The following is a 16,401-nucleotide window of genomic DNA, read 5'->3' as shown; positions in this document are numbered from 1 at the left end:
TGCGCGCCATCCCGTATCAGCCTGCGACCGGATCGGCAACCGTCGGGTCGGGACGGAGCGGTTCAGCCAGCCTTCGCTCGACGGGCGAGGCGCTGCTGAACCAACGCCAGCAGCAGCGCGACCAGCACCAATCCCGTCGCGGCCTCGAAGGTGACCTGCATGCCCCGCGCGGCAGCCTCCGAATTCAGGACGTCCTGATCTGTTGCTTGCCGTGCCGTCGCCGCGAATATTGCGCCCATCAGCGATGCGCCGGTGACCAGCCCAAGATTGCGCGACAGGTTGAGCAGGCCGGAGATAACGCCACGCTCGCCCGCACCCACCCCGCTCATGACCGCGGCGTTGTTGGAGGTCTGGAACAGCGCGTAGCCGAAGCAGGTGACGGTGATCGGAATGACGTAGCTGGCGATGCCGAGCCTGGTCTGAGCGAGAGACAGAAGGAATGTGCCGATGGCCAGGCTGGCTAGTCCCGCGACCATCATCCTGTTCGCCCCGAAACGATCGGAGAGCCTCCCGGCCACTAACGCCGATAGGGTCGAGACAAGCGGGCCGGCCGTCAGCACCACGCCGGTCATCGTGCTGTCCAGCCCCAGCCCGCGCGCGAGATAGAACGGGGCGACAACCAGCGTCGCCATCATCACCGTCGCGACGATCAGGCTCATGGCCAGACTGGCGCCGAGCCTCGGATCGCGCAGGCTGGCGAGTTGGATCAGAGGATCCTTCGCGATTTTCTGCGAAAGGACGAACATTGCCATGCCGGCAGCGGCCACCGCCAGGAAGCCGATGTTGAGCGCGCCAAAATTGGCCCTGCCGAGCGTCATTGCCAGCGCATAGGCAGCCAGCGTCACGGCCAGCAGGAAGGTGCCCGCCGCATCGAACCTGCCGCGTCGTGCTGGCGCGTCCTTGTCTCGGGCAGGCAGGGCGCTCCAGGCGATCACGAAGGTCAGGAGGCCAAGCGGGACGTTGACCAGGAAGATCGCGCGCCAGCCGAGGCCGGCGATCAGCACGCCGCCGAGCGAAGGGCCGAGCGTCGTGCCAACGGAAGACATGGCACCGAGCAGCCCCATGGCGCGGCCCGTCCTTTCCTTGCTCACGCTTTCGGTCACGAAGGCCAGCGTCAACGTCATCATCAGCGCCGCGCCCAACCCTTGCGCGGCTCTGGCGGCGATCAGCAGCCAGAGCGTGGGCGCCGTTCCGCACAGCGCCGATGCCAGCGTGAACAATGCGATGCCGCCAAGCAGAAGCGGCCGGTGCCCGAAGATGTCGGCCAGCCGTCCGGCGCCGACGACCAGCGTGGTGATGGCCAGGAGATAGGCGAGGACGACCCATTGCACGGCCGGGAACGATGCCGCGAAGGTCTGCATCAGCGAGGGCAGTCCCACGCTGGCGATGCTGGTTCCGAGCGACGACAGCAGCGTGGCGAGCGACAGGCTCGCCAGTGTCCAGTTGGCGGCCCCGATCTTGTGCGGGGCCGATATCAGGCCATCCTGGTTCTGCTCGGCGGCTGCCATGTCGATCTCCTTCTTCTGCGGCTCCGGCCTTCAATGGCGGGCGCCGGGGGGAGATCTAGGCTCACGTTTGATATGGCGGAAGGCGCAGCATTTGCATCATATTCGTGTGTTGAGCGCCATATCATGTTATGGTTCATCCCATGACTTCTCCCGATCTCAATCTGCTCTTCGCTCTGGATGCATTGCTCGCGGAAGGCAGCGTGGCGCGCGCCGCACGTCGCTTGCGGCTCAGCCCTTCGGCGATGAGCCGGACATTGGCGCGGCTACGCGAGGCGACCGGCGATCCCCTGCTGGTCCGCGCCGGGCGTGGCCTGGTGCCGACACCGCGCGCGGAGGCATTGCGGCGGCAGGTCGGCCGCGCGGTCGAGGATGCGGAGGCGCTGCTGCGGCCTGCCGAACTGCTGGATTTTTCAACCCTGGACAGGGTTTTCACGCTGCGCACCAATGAAGGTTTCGTCGAGGAGTTCGGGCCGCGCCTTGTCGCCCGCGTCGAGGCCGATGCGCCAGACGTGCGGCTGCGTTTCGCGCCGAAATCCGACAAGGACGCGATGTCGTTGCGTGATGCGGCGATCGATCTGGAAATCGGCGTTGCCGGCCAAACCGGACCCGAAGTGCGTATCCAGGCCTTGTTTCGGGACCGCTTCATCGGGGTGGTGCGGGCAGGCCATGCCTTGAGCGAAGGCACGGTGACGCCAGAACGCTACGCGGCTGGTCGCCACATCAGCGTTTCGCGTCGTGGCCGCGAGAGGGGACCTATCGACGAGGCGCTGAGCGCGCTCGGCTTGCGGCGAACGGTGGTGTGCATGGTTTCGGGTTTCTCGGCGGCACTTGCCATGGCGCGTGCCTCCGACCTTGTCGCCAGCGTGCCCGAGCGGCATACGGCCAGCGCGCGCGCCGGCATGCATGGTTTTGCGCTGCCGGTCGCCACGCTGGAAGTCACCATTTCCATGCTCTGGCATCCACGCCTGGATGCCGATCCGGCGCAGCGCTGGCTGCGGGACTGCGTACGACAGGTGTGCGCGAGCAGATGATGGGGTGGTCGATCAGCGCGCCATCGCCGCCTCGATCACCTTGAAAATCCGCTCGTCTTCGCATTGGGCGACGTTGAAGCGCAGGAACCGGCTGGCCGTGCGGGACAGGCTGAACACATTGCCGGGCGCCAGCACGACATTGTCCGCCAGGGCGCGACGGGCGACTTCGGCGGCGTCTATCCCGTCCGGCAGGCTGCACCACAGGAACAGTCCGGCCGGCTGTTCGATCCAGGGCGTGATACCGATTGCCTTCAGGCGGCTGCCGGTCCCGACCATGGCGCGCGCAAGTCGCGCGCGCAGCAGATCCATGTGTTTGCGGTAGCTGCCGTCCTTCAGCAACGCCAGCACGAGTTCGGCCGCCAGCCTGCCGCCGCCGAAGGTCGTGGCGATTTTCAGGTCGGTCAGGCCTTCCATCCAGTCACGTGGCGCGGCGATGAAGCCGCAGCGGACGGACGCCGACAGGGTTTTCGAGAAACTGCCGATCTGGACTACACGGCTGAGGCCATCGAAGGCCGCCAGCCTTGGCGCGGGGGCGTGTTCGAAATCGGCGAAGATATCGTCCTCGACGATGGTCAGGTCCGACTGGTCGGCGAGCTTCAGCAGCCGGTGTGCCGTCACCGGCGACAGGATGGCGCCAGTCGGGTTGTGGATGCCGGAATTGGTGATGTAGAGGCGCGGCCGGTGCTCGGCCAACGCCTGGGCGAACAGCTCTATGTCAGGTCCCGACGGGGTGTAGGGAACGCTGACGACCTTGGCGCGATGGGCGCGCAGCAAGGCATGAAAATTGAAATAGCAGGGATCGTCGACCAGCACCGTGTCGCCGGGTTCGATCAGGAACCGGCACAGCATATCGATGGCCTGTGTGCCCGATTCGGTCAGCATGATCTGTTCGGGTGAAACCTCGATACCATGTCCGGCCATGCGGCGCGCCAGCAATTGCCGCAGCGGCGGCAGCCCGAGCGGTGTCCCGTAGTCGGCAAGCGCGACATCGTCGGCTCGCGACACCGTGCGCAGGGCGCGGCGCAGCCCGTCCTGAGGCATCCACGAGGCCGGCAACCAGCCGCAGCCGGGTTTCAGGATCTCATCGCCGGCGTCCAGCGACTGGCGCGAGACCCAGAGCGGATCGACGGCGCGGTCGAGCCGGGGGCCGATTTCAGCCAGGGAAAGCGGCGCCAGCGAACCGGCGGCGTAAAAACCGGAACCGGGCCGGGATCGGATAGCGCCTTCAGCAGCTAGGCGTTCATAAGCTTCAACGACGGTGGATTTCGACACCTGCATTGTCTTAGCGAAGGCCCGGATCGAGGGCAGCCGCGTGCCGGGCGTCAGGCTTCGCGCCGCGATCCGCTGGCGGACCGCGGCCATGACGCTCTCCGCCAGCGTCTGGTCGCTTTCGGGTTCGATGAGAGTGTCTGCCATCTGTACTGCTCTCATGACCATTACAGTTTTGCAAAATTGTACCGCATTGTCTCTGGCTGCGCCACATCTGTCACGCGATAGAGGGCGAAAGATTGGAGCCTGCAATGGACAAGACCGCGAGCGGTTGGACGAACGGATTCATCGGCGTGCTGATCTTCAGCGGCTCGCTGCCGGCAACACGCGTGGCGGTGATGGATTTTGACCCGACCTTCGTGACATCGGCCCGGGCCGCGATTGCCGGATTGCTTGGCCTGGCGATGCTGCTCTTGTTCAGGCAGAAACGTCCGGAACGCGGCGATCTGTTGTCGCTGGTGATCGTCGCCCTTGGCGTGGTGGTCGGCTTTCCCTTGCTGACGGCGCTGGCACTGAAGCACGTCACCTCCGCGCACTCGATCATCTTCGTCGGCCTGCTGCCGCTGGCGACCGCGATCTTCGGTGTGCTGCGCGGTGGTGAACGTCCTCGACCGGCGTTCTGGCTGTTTTCCTGTGTCGGCAGCGCGCTGGTCGCGGGCTTTGCGCTCATGCAAGGCGTGACGGCCTCACCGGTCGGCGACAGCCTGATGCTCGGCGCCATCATCGTTTGCGGGCTGGGCTACGCTGAAGGAGCCGCGCTGTCGCGCAGGCTTGGCGGCTGGCAGGTGATCTGCTGGGCGTTGACGCTGTCGCTTCCGATCATGCTGGTGCTGACATTTGTGACGCTGCCGCCATCGTTTGCCGCCGTCGGCTCCCACGCCTGGATCGGGCTCGCCTATGTCTCGCTGTTCAGCATGCTTATCGGCTTTGTCTTCTGGTATCGCGGCCTGGCGCAGGGCGGCATTGCGGCGGTCGGCCAGTTGCAGCTGCTGCAGCCTTTCTTCGGCCTGGCGCTGGCGGCGAGCCTGCTGCATGAGCAGGTCAGCCCGCTGATGGTGATCGTCACGCTCGGCGTGGTGGCGTGCGTGTTCGGCGCGAAGAAGTTTGCCCGGTAGGCGAATGGCCGGGACCGTCTCGCTCAGAACTTCGTCACCACCCCGATGCCGATGCCCTCGAACCCGCCCATCGCCATCAGGGCAGCGGGTGCCTCATCGAGGCTGATCTTCTTGCCGACCAAAAGTTCGGGCTTGAGCTTGCCGGTTCGGATCATGTCCATCATCGCCTGGTAGCGGAAGGCCTGCATGCCGTGGCTGCCGAGAATTTCGAGTTCGAACGCGATCACCTTGCTCATGGGAACGGGAGCCTTGGCATGGTCGCCCAGCATCAGGCCGACCTGAACGTGGCGGCCGCGCCGGCGCAGGTTGGAGATCGAGTTGAACGAGGTCGTGGGATGGCCGAGCGCGTCCATCGACATATGCGCGCCGCCCTCGGTGATCTGCTTGACGGCTTTCACGACGTTGGGCGTCGTCGAAGCATTGATTTTGGCCACCGCGCCGATCTTGCGGGCAAACTCAAGCTTCTCGTCGGTGAGGTCGATGGCGATGACATTGGCGCCCATGGCGCTGGCGATCATGATCGCCGACAGGCCGACTCCGCCGCAGCCATGCACGGCAACCCATTCGCCGGGTTTTACCCGGCCCTGATCGACAATGGCGCGGAATGAGGTGACGAAGCGGCAGCCCAGGCTGGCGGCGGTGGCGAATTCCATTTCCTCGGGCAGGCGCACGAGATTGGTGTCGGCAAAGTCGATGGCGACATATTCGGCGAACGAACCCCAGGCCGAGAAACCGGGCTGGAATTGATGCTCGCAAACCTGATGATTGCCGGAGGTGCATTCGAAGCAATGGCCGCAGCCGCCGACGAAAGGCACGGTGACGCGATCGCCGGCCTTCCAGCGCGTCACCCGTTTGCCGGCAGCCACGACGACGCCCGCCAGTTCATGTCCGGGCACATGTGGCAGGCGGATGTCGTCGTCGTGGCCCATCCAGCCATGCCAGTCGCTGCGGCAAAGTCCGGTCGCCTCGACCTTGATGACCACGCCATCCGCGGCCGGCTTTGGATCGGGGACGGTCTGGACCGTCGGCGCTTCGCCGAATTTTTCAAAAACAACGGCTTTCATCGGCACGCTCCGCGCTAACCCCGACCTTCATGTCGCAACCAACGATAGCCGATTCCCCGTCGGGCCGGCCGGAAATCGCTTCGGCCAGGGCGAGCAGGCCGACGGCCTTCCATAGACCGCGGCGAACTCGCTCCATTCCGGAAGCCGATGCCCGAGGCGGCGGCCATGATCCTGGCATCTGTGCGGTCGCGGGCGGCGCGAGCAGATCTGCAATGCCGATGGTCTCGATGTCTTGTGTCATGGTCCAAGCCCATCACGATTATCGATGACGTTGCATCAACGCTTTTCAATTGACCCAATCGGTCGCGCCGTTAGCTTGCGCGTCCACTCTCTCCACGATTGGAAACGGGCGATGGCAAAATATGAAGGCGGATGCCTGTGCGGAGCGGTGCGCTATCGCGCGGATGTCGATCCGGTCAACGAACGGATCTGCCATTGCCGCCTTTGTCAGAAGGCGATCGGTGCCGCATTCAATGCTCGTGTGCTGTTTCGCATCGAGGATGTGTCGATCGAGGGGCAATGGGCGATCGTCAACACTTCGCCGGATCTCAAACGCGGCTTTTGCCCAAGCTGCGGCACGACCATGTTTTCGCGTCGCGATGCCGCCGGCATCATGGGCATCACCACCGGGTCGCTCGACGACCCTTCGCTGTTTCGGCCGCAAATGCATATTTTCACCGCCTCGAAGCAGCCATGGGTGATGCTCGATGACGGCTTGCCGCAATATGAGGCCGGGCCACCGGCAGCCTAGGCCTGCCGTTCCTCGCGCGGGGAACGGGGAGCGTGACCATGACAAAAAATTAATCCAAATCGACACGCGATAGCCGGCAAAGCGTCATTGGCGAGCCATTATTGTCTTCCTATCTATGCTGCGCGGGCCGGCATTCGAGGAGACGACGGATGAACGACACCATCAGCACCCTGGACGAGCTTTTGAGCGATCCGATGGTTCTGCTTGTGATGGAGCGCGATCGCGTGCACCCCGAACAGGTCCGCTTGCTGCTCGAACGGGCGAGGCGTCCTTCCGTCGAGGAGCCTGCCGTTCCCCCCGCCCATGTGATTGCGCGCACGTGCCAGAAACTCTGGCTTTGCCCATAGTCTCGGGGCTTGCCCGGCGCGAATGCAAACCGGCGAGATGGCCGGTTTGAGGTGTGTGCTCAAGGCCGCATCAGCTTACAAATCCGTAAATTGATTATCCCATCCATGACGGTAAGGCTTGCCCGCGATAGGCCAACAATGGTCTGATCCCAGCAAGCCGATCTCTCACACACGGAACCCGACATGGCTGACATCTGCACCCAGGGCGTGGATACGGGTTTCGTCGGCCTCGGCTATGCCAAGGTCGCGTTCCTCGGTCTTGTGCAAGGCATCACCGAACTGCTGCCGATTTCCTCGACCGCCCACATGCGCATCGTGCCGGCGGTGCTCGGCTGGCAGGACCCAGGTTCCGCCTTTTCCGCCGCCATGCAGCTTGCCGCGCTCGCCGCCGTAGTCAGTTATTTCTGGGGGGATGTCAGGGATCTGCTGTTCGGGTCGCTCGGGGCCCTCACGCGGCGTGATTTCGCCGACCGGCATTTCCGGATGGCTTTCTGGATCGTGGTGGCGACGATTCCGATCATCATTGCCGGCCTGGCGCTGTCGGGCGTTCTCAACGCGTGCAATTCGCCGCTGCGCAGTTTGAGCGTGATCGGCTGGTCCTGCATCGTCATGGCGATCCTGCTGGCGCTGGCTGAGATTTTCGCCCGCCACCGTCTCACCATGGCCCAGGCGTCGCCCGCCGATGCGCTCCTTGTCGGTCTCGCGCAGGTCGGCGCGCTGATACCTGGTGTCTCCCGGTCGGGCTCGACCCTAACGGCGGCGCTGGGCCTCGGCTTCAAGCGGGAGGAGGCGGCCCGCTTTTCGTTCCTGCTCGGCCTGCCGGCGATCGCGCTCGCCGGCCTCAAGGAATTGTGGGAACTGCACAAGGTCCATCTCGATGGCCACGGATGGTCGGTTCTTGCCGTCGGGCTGGTCGTTGCTTCAATTTCCGCCTTCTTTGCGATCTGGGGCCTGATGCGGGTGCTGGAGCGCTTCTCCGCCTGGCCATTCGTCATCTATCGTGGGCTGCTTGGGGTCGTCCTGCTGCTGGGCGTGGCGATGGGATGGCTTGCCTGAGGCATATCAGGACGCAAGCAGGACTTGAGGCGGGGCAGGCCGTTTCGACGCGATCCGGGCTGAGGCGCGGCGTTCCTGTGTTGCACGGTTGCAACCCGAGGGATGCCTGATTCGATCCCGCAAGATGTGATCGTGCGCTTTCATTGACACGCGTCGATATCCGCCCTTAACATTCTGTTAACAAAATACAGAAGGGGCGGGGCCGCATGGCATCCTCGATGGGTTGGCGCCGAAAGGCGAAGGGGCTGGGGCTGGCTGTCGCCTTGTCAGCCTTCTGTGTAGCGGCGGGTTTCGCTCATGCCGCGCCTGCTTCCATGGTTGTCGGCGGCTCGACGTCCCAGCCGATCGGTCACTATGATTTCTGCAAGATCCACGTCGCCGAATGCTCTATCCGCTCGCCCAACAGCGTGCCGGAACATCTGACCAGCAAGCTGCTGCACGAGATTTCAGCGGTGAATCTGTCGGTGAACACCCGCGTCAAGCCGATGAGCGACCTTGACAATTACGGCAAGGACGAATGGTGGGCCTACCCGGACAATGGCTTCGGCGACTGCGAGGATTACGCGCTGGAAAAGCGGCGTGAGCTGAACGGCATGGGCATTGCCATCGCCAATCTCCTGATGACGGTGGTTCGCAAGCCGGATGGAGAAGGCCACGCCGTGCTTACTGTGCGGACGGACAAGGGCGACTTCATCCTCGACAATCTCGTCGACAAGGTCCGTCTCTGGAACCAGACGCCGTACCGGTATCTGAAAAGACAGGCGAGCGACAACACAGGCCACTGGGTCTCCATCCTCGGCGGCGACGAACAACTGGTCAGCTCTGTGAAATAGTCTTGCCCGCAGCGGCTGGCCGGGTGCAAAACCCGTCTGCGCTCCAGACCAATCTTCCAACATGGCCCCCCGCGATGCTATTCACGGCGGCTCATTGGAGATGGTGAACCGGCAGGCGCATGGATTTTCTGACACTTCTCAACTCGGCGTCCCTGCTGCTGGCCCTGGCCAAGGCCGGGCTGCCGCATGCGGTCGCCGCGATCGTGGCATCAGGCCAATGGCTGGCGTCGGTTCCGCCATGCCGGGACTTTGTCTTCGAGACGGCCAGCTATTTCGTCTGCGAGGTCGATCCGAGGCGCTATTCGATAGAACTGTTCTGGAAGGATCCGGCCGGAAAGCCCTACCAATCGCTGCACAATCTCGACAATGCGCAGCGCGCCGCGGGACGCACCTTGCTGTTTGCCACCAATGCCGGGATGTATCATCCGGACCTCCGGCCGGTGGGTCTCTATGTCGAGCGTGGCGTGGAAATGGCCGGGGTGAAGACGGGATCGGGAAGCGGCAATTTTTCGCTGCAGCCGAATGGCATCTTCTACATCGGCGGCGGCAAGGCCGCGGTTCGGGCGACCAGGGATTTCGTCAGGAAGCGGCCGTCGACCGACTATGCGACGCAGTCCGGGCCGATGCTTGTCATCGATGGCGAACTGCATCCGAAATTCCAGGCCGACAGCACGTCGCGCAAGACCCGTGACGGTGTCGGTGTTCGCAAGGACGGCGTCGCTGTCTTCGCGATCTCGAACGGCACCGTGACGTTCCACGCCTTCGCGCGCCTGTTCCGTGACGCGCTCGGCTGCGACAATGCGCTGTTTCTTGACGGTTCGATCTCGAGCCTGCTCGCGCCTGCCATCAATCGCAACGACGATTATTGGAATCTGGGGCCGATGATCGGGGTCTTCAGGCGGTAGAGCCGGATGATCTCAAGTCGAATCGACCTGAGATCTGAAGCCGCCTCTCAATCATGCTCTGGGATCGGCTGGTTCGCGCTTGCCGCCACGCAGCCTGATGACGACCACCGCGACGATGATTGCCGCCAGGAGTGCGATCGCCGCCATGCCGAACAGACTGGTCGCATCGAGTTCGGGCAGGCTGTCGGCCCCCTTGGCGACCAGCCATCCCGGCGACAGCACGGCCGGCGCCCATATGATCGCCGACAGGATGTTGGCGATCTGGAAGCGGCGCCGGTTCATGCCCATCATGCCCGCGACCAACGGCACGGTGGCGCGCACCGGGCCAAAGAAGCGGCCGACGAAAACCGCCGCGAAGCCATAGCGGTGGAAGAACAGGCGGGCCCTGGCGACCTCGCGGCGGTAGCGGTTGAGCGGCCATTTATGGACAACGCCACGTCCCAGCCATTTGCCGAGAAAATAGGAGACGGTATCGCCAAGGGCGGCTCCGATCATCGCCGCCAGGAGGACGGGCAGGGGGTCGATGATGCCTGCGCCGACGAGACCGCCGACGATCACCAGCACCGTCGTACCGGGCAACAGGATGCCGACGAGCACGAGCGACTCGCCGAACGCCAGCAATCCGACCACGAGCCCGGCCCAGGCCTGATGGTTTTCGATGAAACAAACGCTCTGGTCGATGAACGACTGCACGCAAGCCCCTTGATAAAAAGCGTTTCTCAGCTGCCGTTGTCGAGCAGGCTCCTGAGCTCGTCGAGCTTGTCGTTGACGAGCCAGCCATAATAGTTCTCGACAGGCAGCTTGTGGCCCTTGCCGCTGGCGAGCGCCGCCGCGCGCAGCCTTGGCTGCCCGACATTGTAGAGCGTGGCCGTGATGCCCGGATTGCCCGATATGTCGAAGCCCTGTTCCTTGTAGGCGTCGATCGAGTCGCGCACGATGGCGGCGATGTAGACGATGCTGCGGTCAGGATCCATGACGTCGCGATAGATCGCCTGCGGATGATCCGGCGAGAGCTTGTCGAAGCCGCTCACCCTGTTGACCATATCGGTGACTTCGAGCGCAGTCAGCGGACTGATCTGGCCGAGGCCGAATGTCTGGCCGGCGAAGAAGGGTTGGAAGAATGCCTGCTGGAAGGTCATCGCGTCATAGGTGACGCCGTCGACCGTCTTGCCCCGGAAATGCTCGATCCACACCCGGTCGCGGCAACTCCACAAGGCGGCACTGTCCTTCGCCTGCGCGCAGGCGGCGAATTCAGGCCGCTGGACGAAGGTCTGCACCGGCACGCCCTTGTAGCGGAAGGCGAAGTCGAGGCCGGAATAGGACAGCGCCTTGACGTAATAGGTCTGCACCGAGCCGACGGCTGTCACATTGTAGGTATGCTCGCCAACCAGCGCGCCGATGATGTGGATGGGGTCGATGTCATAGGCCGCGGCGACCTGCTTGATATGCGTTACGAGCTTCTTCTCGCGCTTCAGGAGCGCGACGATCTTCTGGTATTTTTCCTCATAGGTGGTCTTGAACGCACGGGTCCGCGTCGCCGACGCGTCCGGAATGGTGGGTTGCGTTTCGGAGCGATTGCCGGGAGGAACGACGACCAGCCCGCTGGCATGAGCCGTCGGCGTAAGAGCCGCGCCGCCCAAGGCCATGAGCAGGATGACCGGAAGAAGTCGCTGCAATGCAATCATCGGGCGCCTTTTTGCAATTGCTGAACCTGTCGGCAAAAGCGCCGCATACCGTTCTCAACAGGCACATCGTGGCGCTGTCAAGGCTGTACGGACCCTTGGCGGCGAATGTCTGAAATGGGCCACAGCTATGGTAAAAAACTTGATTCAAACTTTATTGGTAATTTCTCGTTCATAACTCGTCTGGTTGTCCGTCGGCCGTCGCCCTCGGTCTGTTGTGTTCTGAGTACAGGTCCAGATGCGGTCATCAGGCATCGTCAGTTTCGTGTTCGCGTCGCTTTGCCTTGCCGGCTGCTCGTCTACATCCGGCATGGACGCGCTCGACGTCCAGAAGCCCTCGAACGAGACCACCAGTTCGGTGGTGCGTCCCAGTGCGCCGATCGCATCGGCGCCAGTGGCCAAGGCCGGCAATGCGCGCAAGCCGGCGATGGCAGCGCCCGCCGGCGAGCCTGTGCGGCCCTTCGGCCTCGCGGAGGAGGAGACGGTAGCATTTCCAGCGCCTGACCTGCCCGACAACGTCGATCCGCCGGTCGAACCGGTCGCTCTGGTGTCGCCGCCGAAACTCCTGTCGCGGGCGGCCCCCGCAATGCTCGCGGGGCCGGTGACGCGCAACGGCTTCCGTGATGCCAAGCCGATCAATTTCGGCCGCTCCTCGCCGCGCCACCTTGCCGTGCACGGTGTCGACGTGTCGCGCTGGCAGGGCAATGTGAACTGGGAAAAGCTGCGCGCCCAGGGCGCCAACTTCGCCTACATCAAGGCCACCGATGGCGGCGACCATCTCGATCCGATGTTCATGAAGAACTGGCGGGGCGCCGATGCGGCCGGCCTGAAGCGCGGCGCCTATCATTTCTTCTACTGGTGCCGGGTTGCCAGCGAACAGGCCGACTGGTTCATCCGCAACGTGCCGAAGGTCGACGGCGCGCTGCCGCCGGTGATCGATGTCGAGTGGAACGGCGACTCCTCCTGCAAGCGGCGGCCTTCGCGCGAAAAGGTGCTGGAGAAGATGCAGGTGTTCATGGACAAGCTGGAGCGTCACTATGGCCAGCGTCCGATCATCTACACCGCGCCTGATTTCTATCGCGACAATCTGCAGGGGGCTTTCCCCGACTATCCGTTCTGGCTGCGCGCCGTGGCGCAGCACCCGTCAAAGGTCTATCCCGGCCGCAAATGGCTGTTCTGGCAATATTCGGGCTCCGGCCTGTCCCATGGCGTGACTGGCCGCATCGACCTCAACGTCTTCCATGGCGACGAGCGGCAATGGCGCGCCTGGGCCGGCGGCGGCGGCCGGCAGATGATGGCGGACGCGGACTAGGAGTAGGCCAGGAGCACTCTCGAGCGGGCTTTCCGGCCATCGAAAGTGCCCTGCGTGGCCTGCCATGGACCCCAATTGAAGAAACTGTGAACGGCATCGCCCCATGGCGTGCTGGATCGGCGCGGGCGCGGCGCTATGATCTGACATCTCGCACCGCCGATCGAGGTGATCGGGCGGGCGTTGTCACGGTGCCATAGAGGCGCCTTGGGATATGGCTATGTTCGGACTTGGCTGGGATCATCTCGTCGTGATCTTCGTGGTGGCGATGGTCGTCTTCGGACCGGGGGAGCTTCCGAACGTCATGCGCTCGCTCGGCGCCACGATGAAGACGGTCAACCGGTACGTCGGCGATTTCCGCAGGCAGTTCGACGACGCCATGCGGGAGGCCGAGAAAGAGCTCGATCTGGAAGACACCCGCGCCAAACTCAGGAACGCCGGAAGCAGCGTGACGCAGGACGCCGGCACAACGGAGGTCGCGAAGGAGCGCGGCCAGGATGCCCGGACCGCTGCCTCATGAGCGGTTCCGGTGGGCTGTTGAAACCGGGGCAGGGTGTGTTCACCTTGCTTGACCGTGGCGTGCCGATCGCGCTGCTGCTCGTCGGAGCCTAGCGCTATGCTCACCGCCTATCCGCAAAGCAAGACCCCGGCGGCGAAAGCGCGGCCGATCTGGATCGATCTCTGCAATCCCGAACCGGCCGAACTCGCCGAGGTTGAGAAGCTGACCGGCGTTGCCATGCCGAGCCGTGCAAGCCTGAGCGAGATCGAAAGCTCCAGCCGGCTCAAGACTCGCGAAGACGTGCTGACCATGAGCGTGCCCATGGTCACGCATGTCGAGGGCGACGCACCGCAGTTCGCGCCGGTGGGGTTCGTGCTGTCGCGCGAACGTCTGGTCACCGTCCGCTTCGCGGCCTTGACGGCCTTCGACACGGTCGCTGGACGCTTCGCCGATCCTGCCGGACGCCCGGGCTCCGGCCTCGAGGTCTTTGTCGAGCTCTGCGAGGAGATCGTCGATCACCTTGCCGACAGCCTCGAGCAGTCGGCGACGGAGTTGCGAACCCTGTCCGCGACGGCCTTCCACGTTCCGGACAGCGGCGGCCGCAAGGCGATCCGTTCGAACCGGGTCATTCGCGCTCAACTGCGTCATGTCGGCAGGCTTGGCGACCATCTTTCGGAAAAGCGCGACATCCTGCTGGCGCTGGGCCGCGCCATCGATTTCGCATCGCGCATGACCGCGGACTGGAATGCCGCGCAGATGGCGCAGCGCCTGACCGGCCTCAAGGAGGATGTGGCGTCCCTTGATGACTACGAGGTCCACCTCGCCGACAAGGTGCAGTTCATGCTCGACGCCATGGTCGGCCTGATCGGCATCGCGCAGAACGACATCTTCAAGATACTCACCATCGTGTCGATCGTCGGCATTCCTCCAACGCTGATCGCCGGCATCTATGGCATGAACTTCAAGGGCATGCCTGAATATGACTGGGCCTATGGCTATCCCTACGGACTGGCGATGATCGTGCTCAGCGCCATCATTCCGCTGGTATGGTTCAAATGGCGGGGCTGGTTCTGAACCATCGGCTCCCGCGCGGCGCGCGGTCCCGGCGATCTACCGTAGCTGGCCGCCCCGGCCGTTGCGTTCGTCGCTAAGCCGCAGCTGCGTTCTCAGGGCCATGATCTCGGCGATCGCGGCGTCGATCATGGTCAGAAGCGTCAGCGTGTCGTGCTGGGTCGGATCGGCCCTGACATAGGCAAGCTGGTTCACGATGTCGTTTTCGTCGTCGGTCTCGTTGCTCAAGCTGATCTCCCGACTGCTGTCCGCGAATGCTCCCACCTTAAGCCGAACGGTTGAGCCGTCAAATTACGCTTCTGCAATCCGATCCGAACCGTGGTTGGGCGGGAGAAGACGGCTTGCCTTACGCCGCAAATGGGGGCGGGCAGAGAAGCTACGCGTTGATCATCGCCTCGATGTTGTAGCCGTCCGGGTCGAGCACGAAGCAGGCATAGTAATCCGCGCCATAGTCCGGACGCGGGCCGGGCGCGCCATTGTCCGAGGCGCCCGCTTCAAGGGCCGCACGATAGAACGCATCGACCTCCGCCCGGCTGTCGACGCGGAAGGCCACATGCAGATGCGTCAGCGGCGGCTTTTCCTCCGCCTGCTGGATCTCGAACAGGCTGCCGGCGCCGGCGTCGAAAGCCCAGAACACGTCCTCCTTTCCGAAAGCGAGGCCGTATCCCAGCGGCGCGAAGGCGCGTTCGTAGAAAAGCTTGCTTCTCGCCAGGTCGCTGACGGCGATGGTGATGTGGTCGATCATGTTGCCTCTCCGGAAACGCCCGAAATCTTGCGGCCTTCCTGCTTTCGAATGTCCTCGGTCTGCGCCGGGACCCAGTCCCTTAACGCCTTGCTCTTGGCCGTGTCGAGGCAGGTTGCGAGGCGGGCTGGATCGGCGGCCGGATTTGTGCAGGCAATCACTCAACGGCACCGAAGCCTCGATGCGTCGAATGCATATTGCCTTCACAACCAAAGGGGTGGATTTTGCCAGCACGTAAATGCGCGTGGCGTCGCCCACGGAGTGGATATGCAGGACATCAGCACCAGACGTCTGCTCACCTTCGGGGCGCTGGCTTGTCTTTTGACGCTCGCGGCGCCCGCGAAGCCGGAGGCTTCGGCCCTCAAAGACCCTACGGGCGAGACGCTGGACCGCTGCCTGAACGACCCCGCCAACGGCTCGACCGCGGGGCAGACCGGATGCGAGGCGACGGCATCCGACGACTACGACCGCCGGATGAACGCGGCCTACGCCACGCTGATGCGCGAGTTGCCGCGCGAGGCGGCGCAACAGCTGCGCCTGTCACAACGCGCCTGGCTGGCCTTCCGCGACGCCGAGGCGAAGGCGCGGAACGCGCTTTATGAAACCCGCCAGGGCACGATGTATGTCCCCATGCAGGCATCCGACGCCACCAACCTCGTCCGCGATCGCGCGCTCCTGCTGGAGGGGTATGTTCGGGTCATGGCAATTGACGAGTGAGGGAGCAGGGCATTGGCTTGGGATGGCACCGCACACTGCTGGCGCCCAAGGTCTTGTTCCCGAAGTGTTGAAGCCTTGGGCCGGCAACTCTCCGCAATAGATATTTCATCCCAGACTACAGTGGCGTATCAACTTCCTTGAAATGCCGAAGCCGGCATCGGCCCGGCCTGCGCGATGGCGCAGAGCTGATTGCCTGTAGTGCGTTGGTCCAAGAAATGCATGTGGCGGGAGGATCTCGATGACCTATGGTCGCGTTACTGTCATTCTGGGCGCTGCTCTGCTCGCGTCAGGACTTGCCTTGAACATGACCGCTCCGGCGAGCGCGGGAGCTCCCCTCAAGGGCATCGATTGCAAGTTGGGCAAGAATCCCGGGAAGGGTTGCGTCAAGCGCAAAGCGAAGCCAGCCGCTCCAAACTCCGTGAAGACCGCAAGGGTCAAGAGCCACAGCAATCAAAGCAACAACTGATTTGATCGCCGTACTTGAGCGTATCTCGCGCGGCAG

20 protein-coding genes are annotated in these 16,401 nt (G+C 63.7%); 12 read left to right on the top strand and 8 right to left on the bottom strand.

Annotated elements, in window-relative coordinates; translation table 11 throughout:
- Window positions 1–62: 62 nt before the first annotated feature.
- Window positions 63–1,508: an MFS transporter gene (locus tag FFS37_RS30315; protein ID WP_137934641.1), complete on the bottom strand. Its 1,446-nt coding sequence runs from the start codon at window positions 1,506–1,508 to the stop codon at window positions 63–65.
- A gap of 140 nt (window positions 1,509–1,648) precedes the next feature.
- On the opposite strand from FFS37_RS30315, the gene FFS37_RS30310 reads away from it, so the two are divergent.
- On the top strand, window positions 1,649–2,539 hold the full coding sequence (locus FFS37_RS30310) for a LysR family transcriptional regulator (RefSeq protein WP_137934640.1): 891 nt from the start codon (window positions 1,649–1,651) through the stop codon (window positions 2,537–2,539).
- Between the two features lie 12 nt (window positions 2,540–2,551).
- On the opposite strand, the gene FFS37_RS30305 is transcribed toward FFS37_RS30310, so the two are convergent.
- On the bottom strand, window positions 2,552–3,955 hold the full coding sequence (locus FFS37_RS30305) for an aminotransferase-like domain-containing protein (protein WP_137934639.1): 1,404 nt from the start codon (window positions 3,953–3,955) through the stop codon (window positions 2,552–2,554).
- A 104-nt stretch (window positions 3,956–4,059) separates the two neighbouring features.
- Here FFS37_RS30305 and FFS37_RS30300 point away from each other — a divergent pair, with 104 nt between their 5' ends.
- The gene (locus tag FFS37_RS30300) at window positions 4,060–4,923 is read left to right on the top strand and encodes a DMT family transporter (RefSeq protein ID WP_137934638.1); all 864 of its coding nucleotides are present in this window, start codon (window positions 4,060–4,062) and stop codon (window positions 4,921–4,923) included.
- Between the two features lie 23 nt (window positions 4,924–4,946).
- On the opposite strand, the gene FFS37_RS30295 is transcribed toward FFS37_RS30300, so the two are convergent.
- Both FFS37_RS30295 and FFS37_RS30290 read right to left on the bottom strand, forming a co-directional pair.
- Window positions 4,947–5,987, bottom strand: coding sequence for a zinc-dependent alcohol dehydrogenase family protein (locus FFS37_RS30295; protein ID WP_137934637.1), 1,041 nt, complete (start codon window positions 5,985–5,987; stop codon window positions 4,947–4,949).
- Window positions 5,968–6,228 (bottom strand): hypothetical protein, encoded by a 261-nt coding sequence (locus FFS37_RS30290; protein ID WP_137934636.1) that lies wholly within the window; start codon window positions 6,226–6,228, stop codon window positions 5,968–5,970. Before FFS37_RS30290 ends, FFS37_RS30295 begins: the two co-directional genes overlap by 20 nt.
- Window positions 6,229–6,339: 111 nt before the next feature.
- Here FFS37_RS30290 and FFS37_RS30285 point away from each other — a divergent pair, with 111 nt between their 5' ends.
- From FFS37_RS30285 to FFS37_RS30265, 5 genes are all read left to right on the top strand, one after another.
- Window positions 6,340–6,738 (top strand): GFA family protein, encoded by a 399-nt coding sequence (locus FFS37_RS30285; protein WP_137934635.1) that lies wholly within the window; start codon window positions 6,340–6,342, stop codon window positions 6,736–6,738.
- A gap of 149 nt (window positions 6,739–6,887) precedes the next feature.
- Entirely contained in the window at window positions 6,888–7,085 is a 198-nt protein-coding gene (locus tag FFS37_RS30280) for a hypothetical protein (protein WP_137934634.1), read from the top strand.
- Window positions 7,086–7,268: 183 nt separating this feature from the next.
- The gene (locus FFS37_RS30275) at window positions 7,269–8,141 is read left to right on the top strand and encodes an undecaprenyl-diphosphate phosphatase (RefSeq protein WP_137934633.1); all 873 of its coding nucleotides are present in this window, start codon (window positions 7,269–7,271) and stop codon (window positions 8,139–8,141) included.
- Between the two features lie 206 nt (window positions 8,142–8,347).
- On the top strand, window positions 8,348–8,974 hold the full coding sequence (locus FFS37_RS30270) for a transglutaminase-like cysteine peptidase (protein WP_137934632.1): 627 nt from the start codon (window positions 8,348–8,350) through the stop codon (window positions 8,972–8,974).
- A gap of 119 nt (window positions 8,975–9,093) precedes the next feature.
- A complete protein-coding gene (locus FFS37_RS30265) occupies window positions 9,094–9,879 on the top strand; it encodes a phosphodiester glycosidase family protein (RefSeq protein ID WP_137934631.1) in 786 nt (261 codons plus the stop codon).
- Between the two features lie 51 nt (window positions 9,880–9,930).
- On the opposite strand, the gene FFS37_RS30260 is transcribed toward FFS37_RS30265, so the two are convergent.
- The gene (locus tag FFS37_RS30260; protein WP_137934630.1) at window positions 9,931–10,572 is read right to left on the bottom strand and encodes a DedA family protein; all 642 of its coding nucleotides are present in this window, start codon (window positions 10,570–10,572) and stop codon (window positions 9,931–9,933) included.
- Between the two features lie 26 nt (window positions 10,573–10,598).
- On the bottom strand, window positions 10,599–11,564 hold the full coding sequence (locus tag FFS37_RS30255) for a DUF1402 family protein (protein ID WP_408631460.1): 966 nt from the start codon (window positions 11,562–11,564) through the stop codon (window positions 10,599–10,601).
- Window positions 11,565–11,799: 235 nt separating this feature from the next.
- On the opposite strand from FFS37_RS30255, the gene FFS37_RS30250 reads away from it, so the two are divergent.
- From FFS37_RS30250 to FFS37_RS30240, 3 genes are all read left to right on the top strand, one after another.
- The gene (locus FFS37_RS30250) at window positions 11,800–12,873 is read left to right on the top strand and encodes a glycoside hydrolase family 25 protein (protein WP_137934628.1); all 1,074 of its coding nucleotides are present in this window, start codon (window positions 11,800–11,802) and stop codon (window positions 12,871–12,873) included.
- A 217-nt stretch (window positions 12,874–13,090) separates the two neighbouring features.
- On the top strand, window positions 13,091–13,390 hold the full coding sequence (locus FFS37_RS30245) for a Sec-independent protein translocase subunit TatA/TatB (RefSeq protein WP_171026482.1): 300 nt from the start codon (window positions 13,091–13,093) through the stop codon (window positions 13,388–13,390).
- Between the two features lie 96 nt (window positions 13,391–13,486).
- Window positions 13,487–14,443 carry a magnesium transporter CorA family protein gene (locus FFS37_RS30240; protein ID WP_137934626.1) on the top strand — a complete coding sequence of 319 codons (957 nt, stop codon included), beginning with the start codon at window positions 13,487–13,489 and terminating at the stop codon, window positions 14,441–14,443.
- A 36-nt stretch (window positions 14,444–14,479) separates the two neighbouring features.
- On the opposite strand, the gene FFS37_RS30235 is transcribed toward FFS37_RS30240, so the two are convergent.
- Window positions 14,480–14,668: a hypothetical protein gene (locus tag FFS37_RS30235; RefSeq protein WP_137934625.1), complete on the bottom strand. Its 189-nt coding sequence runs from the start codon at window positions 14,666–14,668 to the stop codon at window positions 14,480–14,482.
- Between the two features lie 148 nt (window positions 14,669–14,816).
- Complete coding sequence (locus tag FFS37_RS30230; RefSeq protein WP_137934624.1) at window positions 14,817–15,185, bottom strand: VOC family protein; 369 nt, start codon at window positions 15,183–15,185, stop codon at window positions 14,817–14,819.
- Window positions 15,186–15,449: 264 nt separating this feature from the next.
- Between FFS37_RS30230 and FFS37_RS30225 the strand changes: the two genes are divergently transcribed.
- Complete coding sequence (locus tag FFS37_RS30225; RefSeq protein WP_137934623.1) at window positions 15,450–15,899, top strand: lysozyme inhibitor LprI family protein; 450 nt, start codon at window positions 15,450–15,452, stop codon at window positions 15,897–15,899.
- Window positions 15,900–16,137: 238 nt separating this feature from the next.
- Window positions 16,138–16,365 carry a hypothetical protein gene (locus FFS37_RS30220; protein ID WP_137934622.1) on the top strand — a complete coding sequence of 76 codons (228 nt, stop codon included), beginning with the start codon at window positions 16,138–16,140 and terminating at the stop codon, window positions 16,363–16,365.
- Window positions 16,366–16,401: the final 36 nt, after the last annotated feature.

It is taken from the genome of Mesorhizobium comanense (assembly GCF_005503535.1).
Lineage (GTDB): Bacteria > Pseudomonadota > Alphaproteobacteria > Rhizobiales > Rhizobiaceae > Mesorhizobium > Mesorhizobium comanense.
Note: the sequence above shows the minus strand (reverse complement) of the source record. Positions and strands in the feature narration are given on the sequence as shown.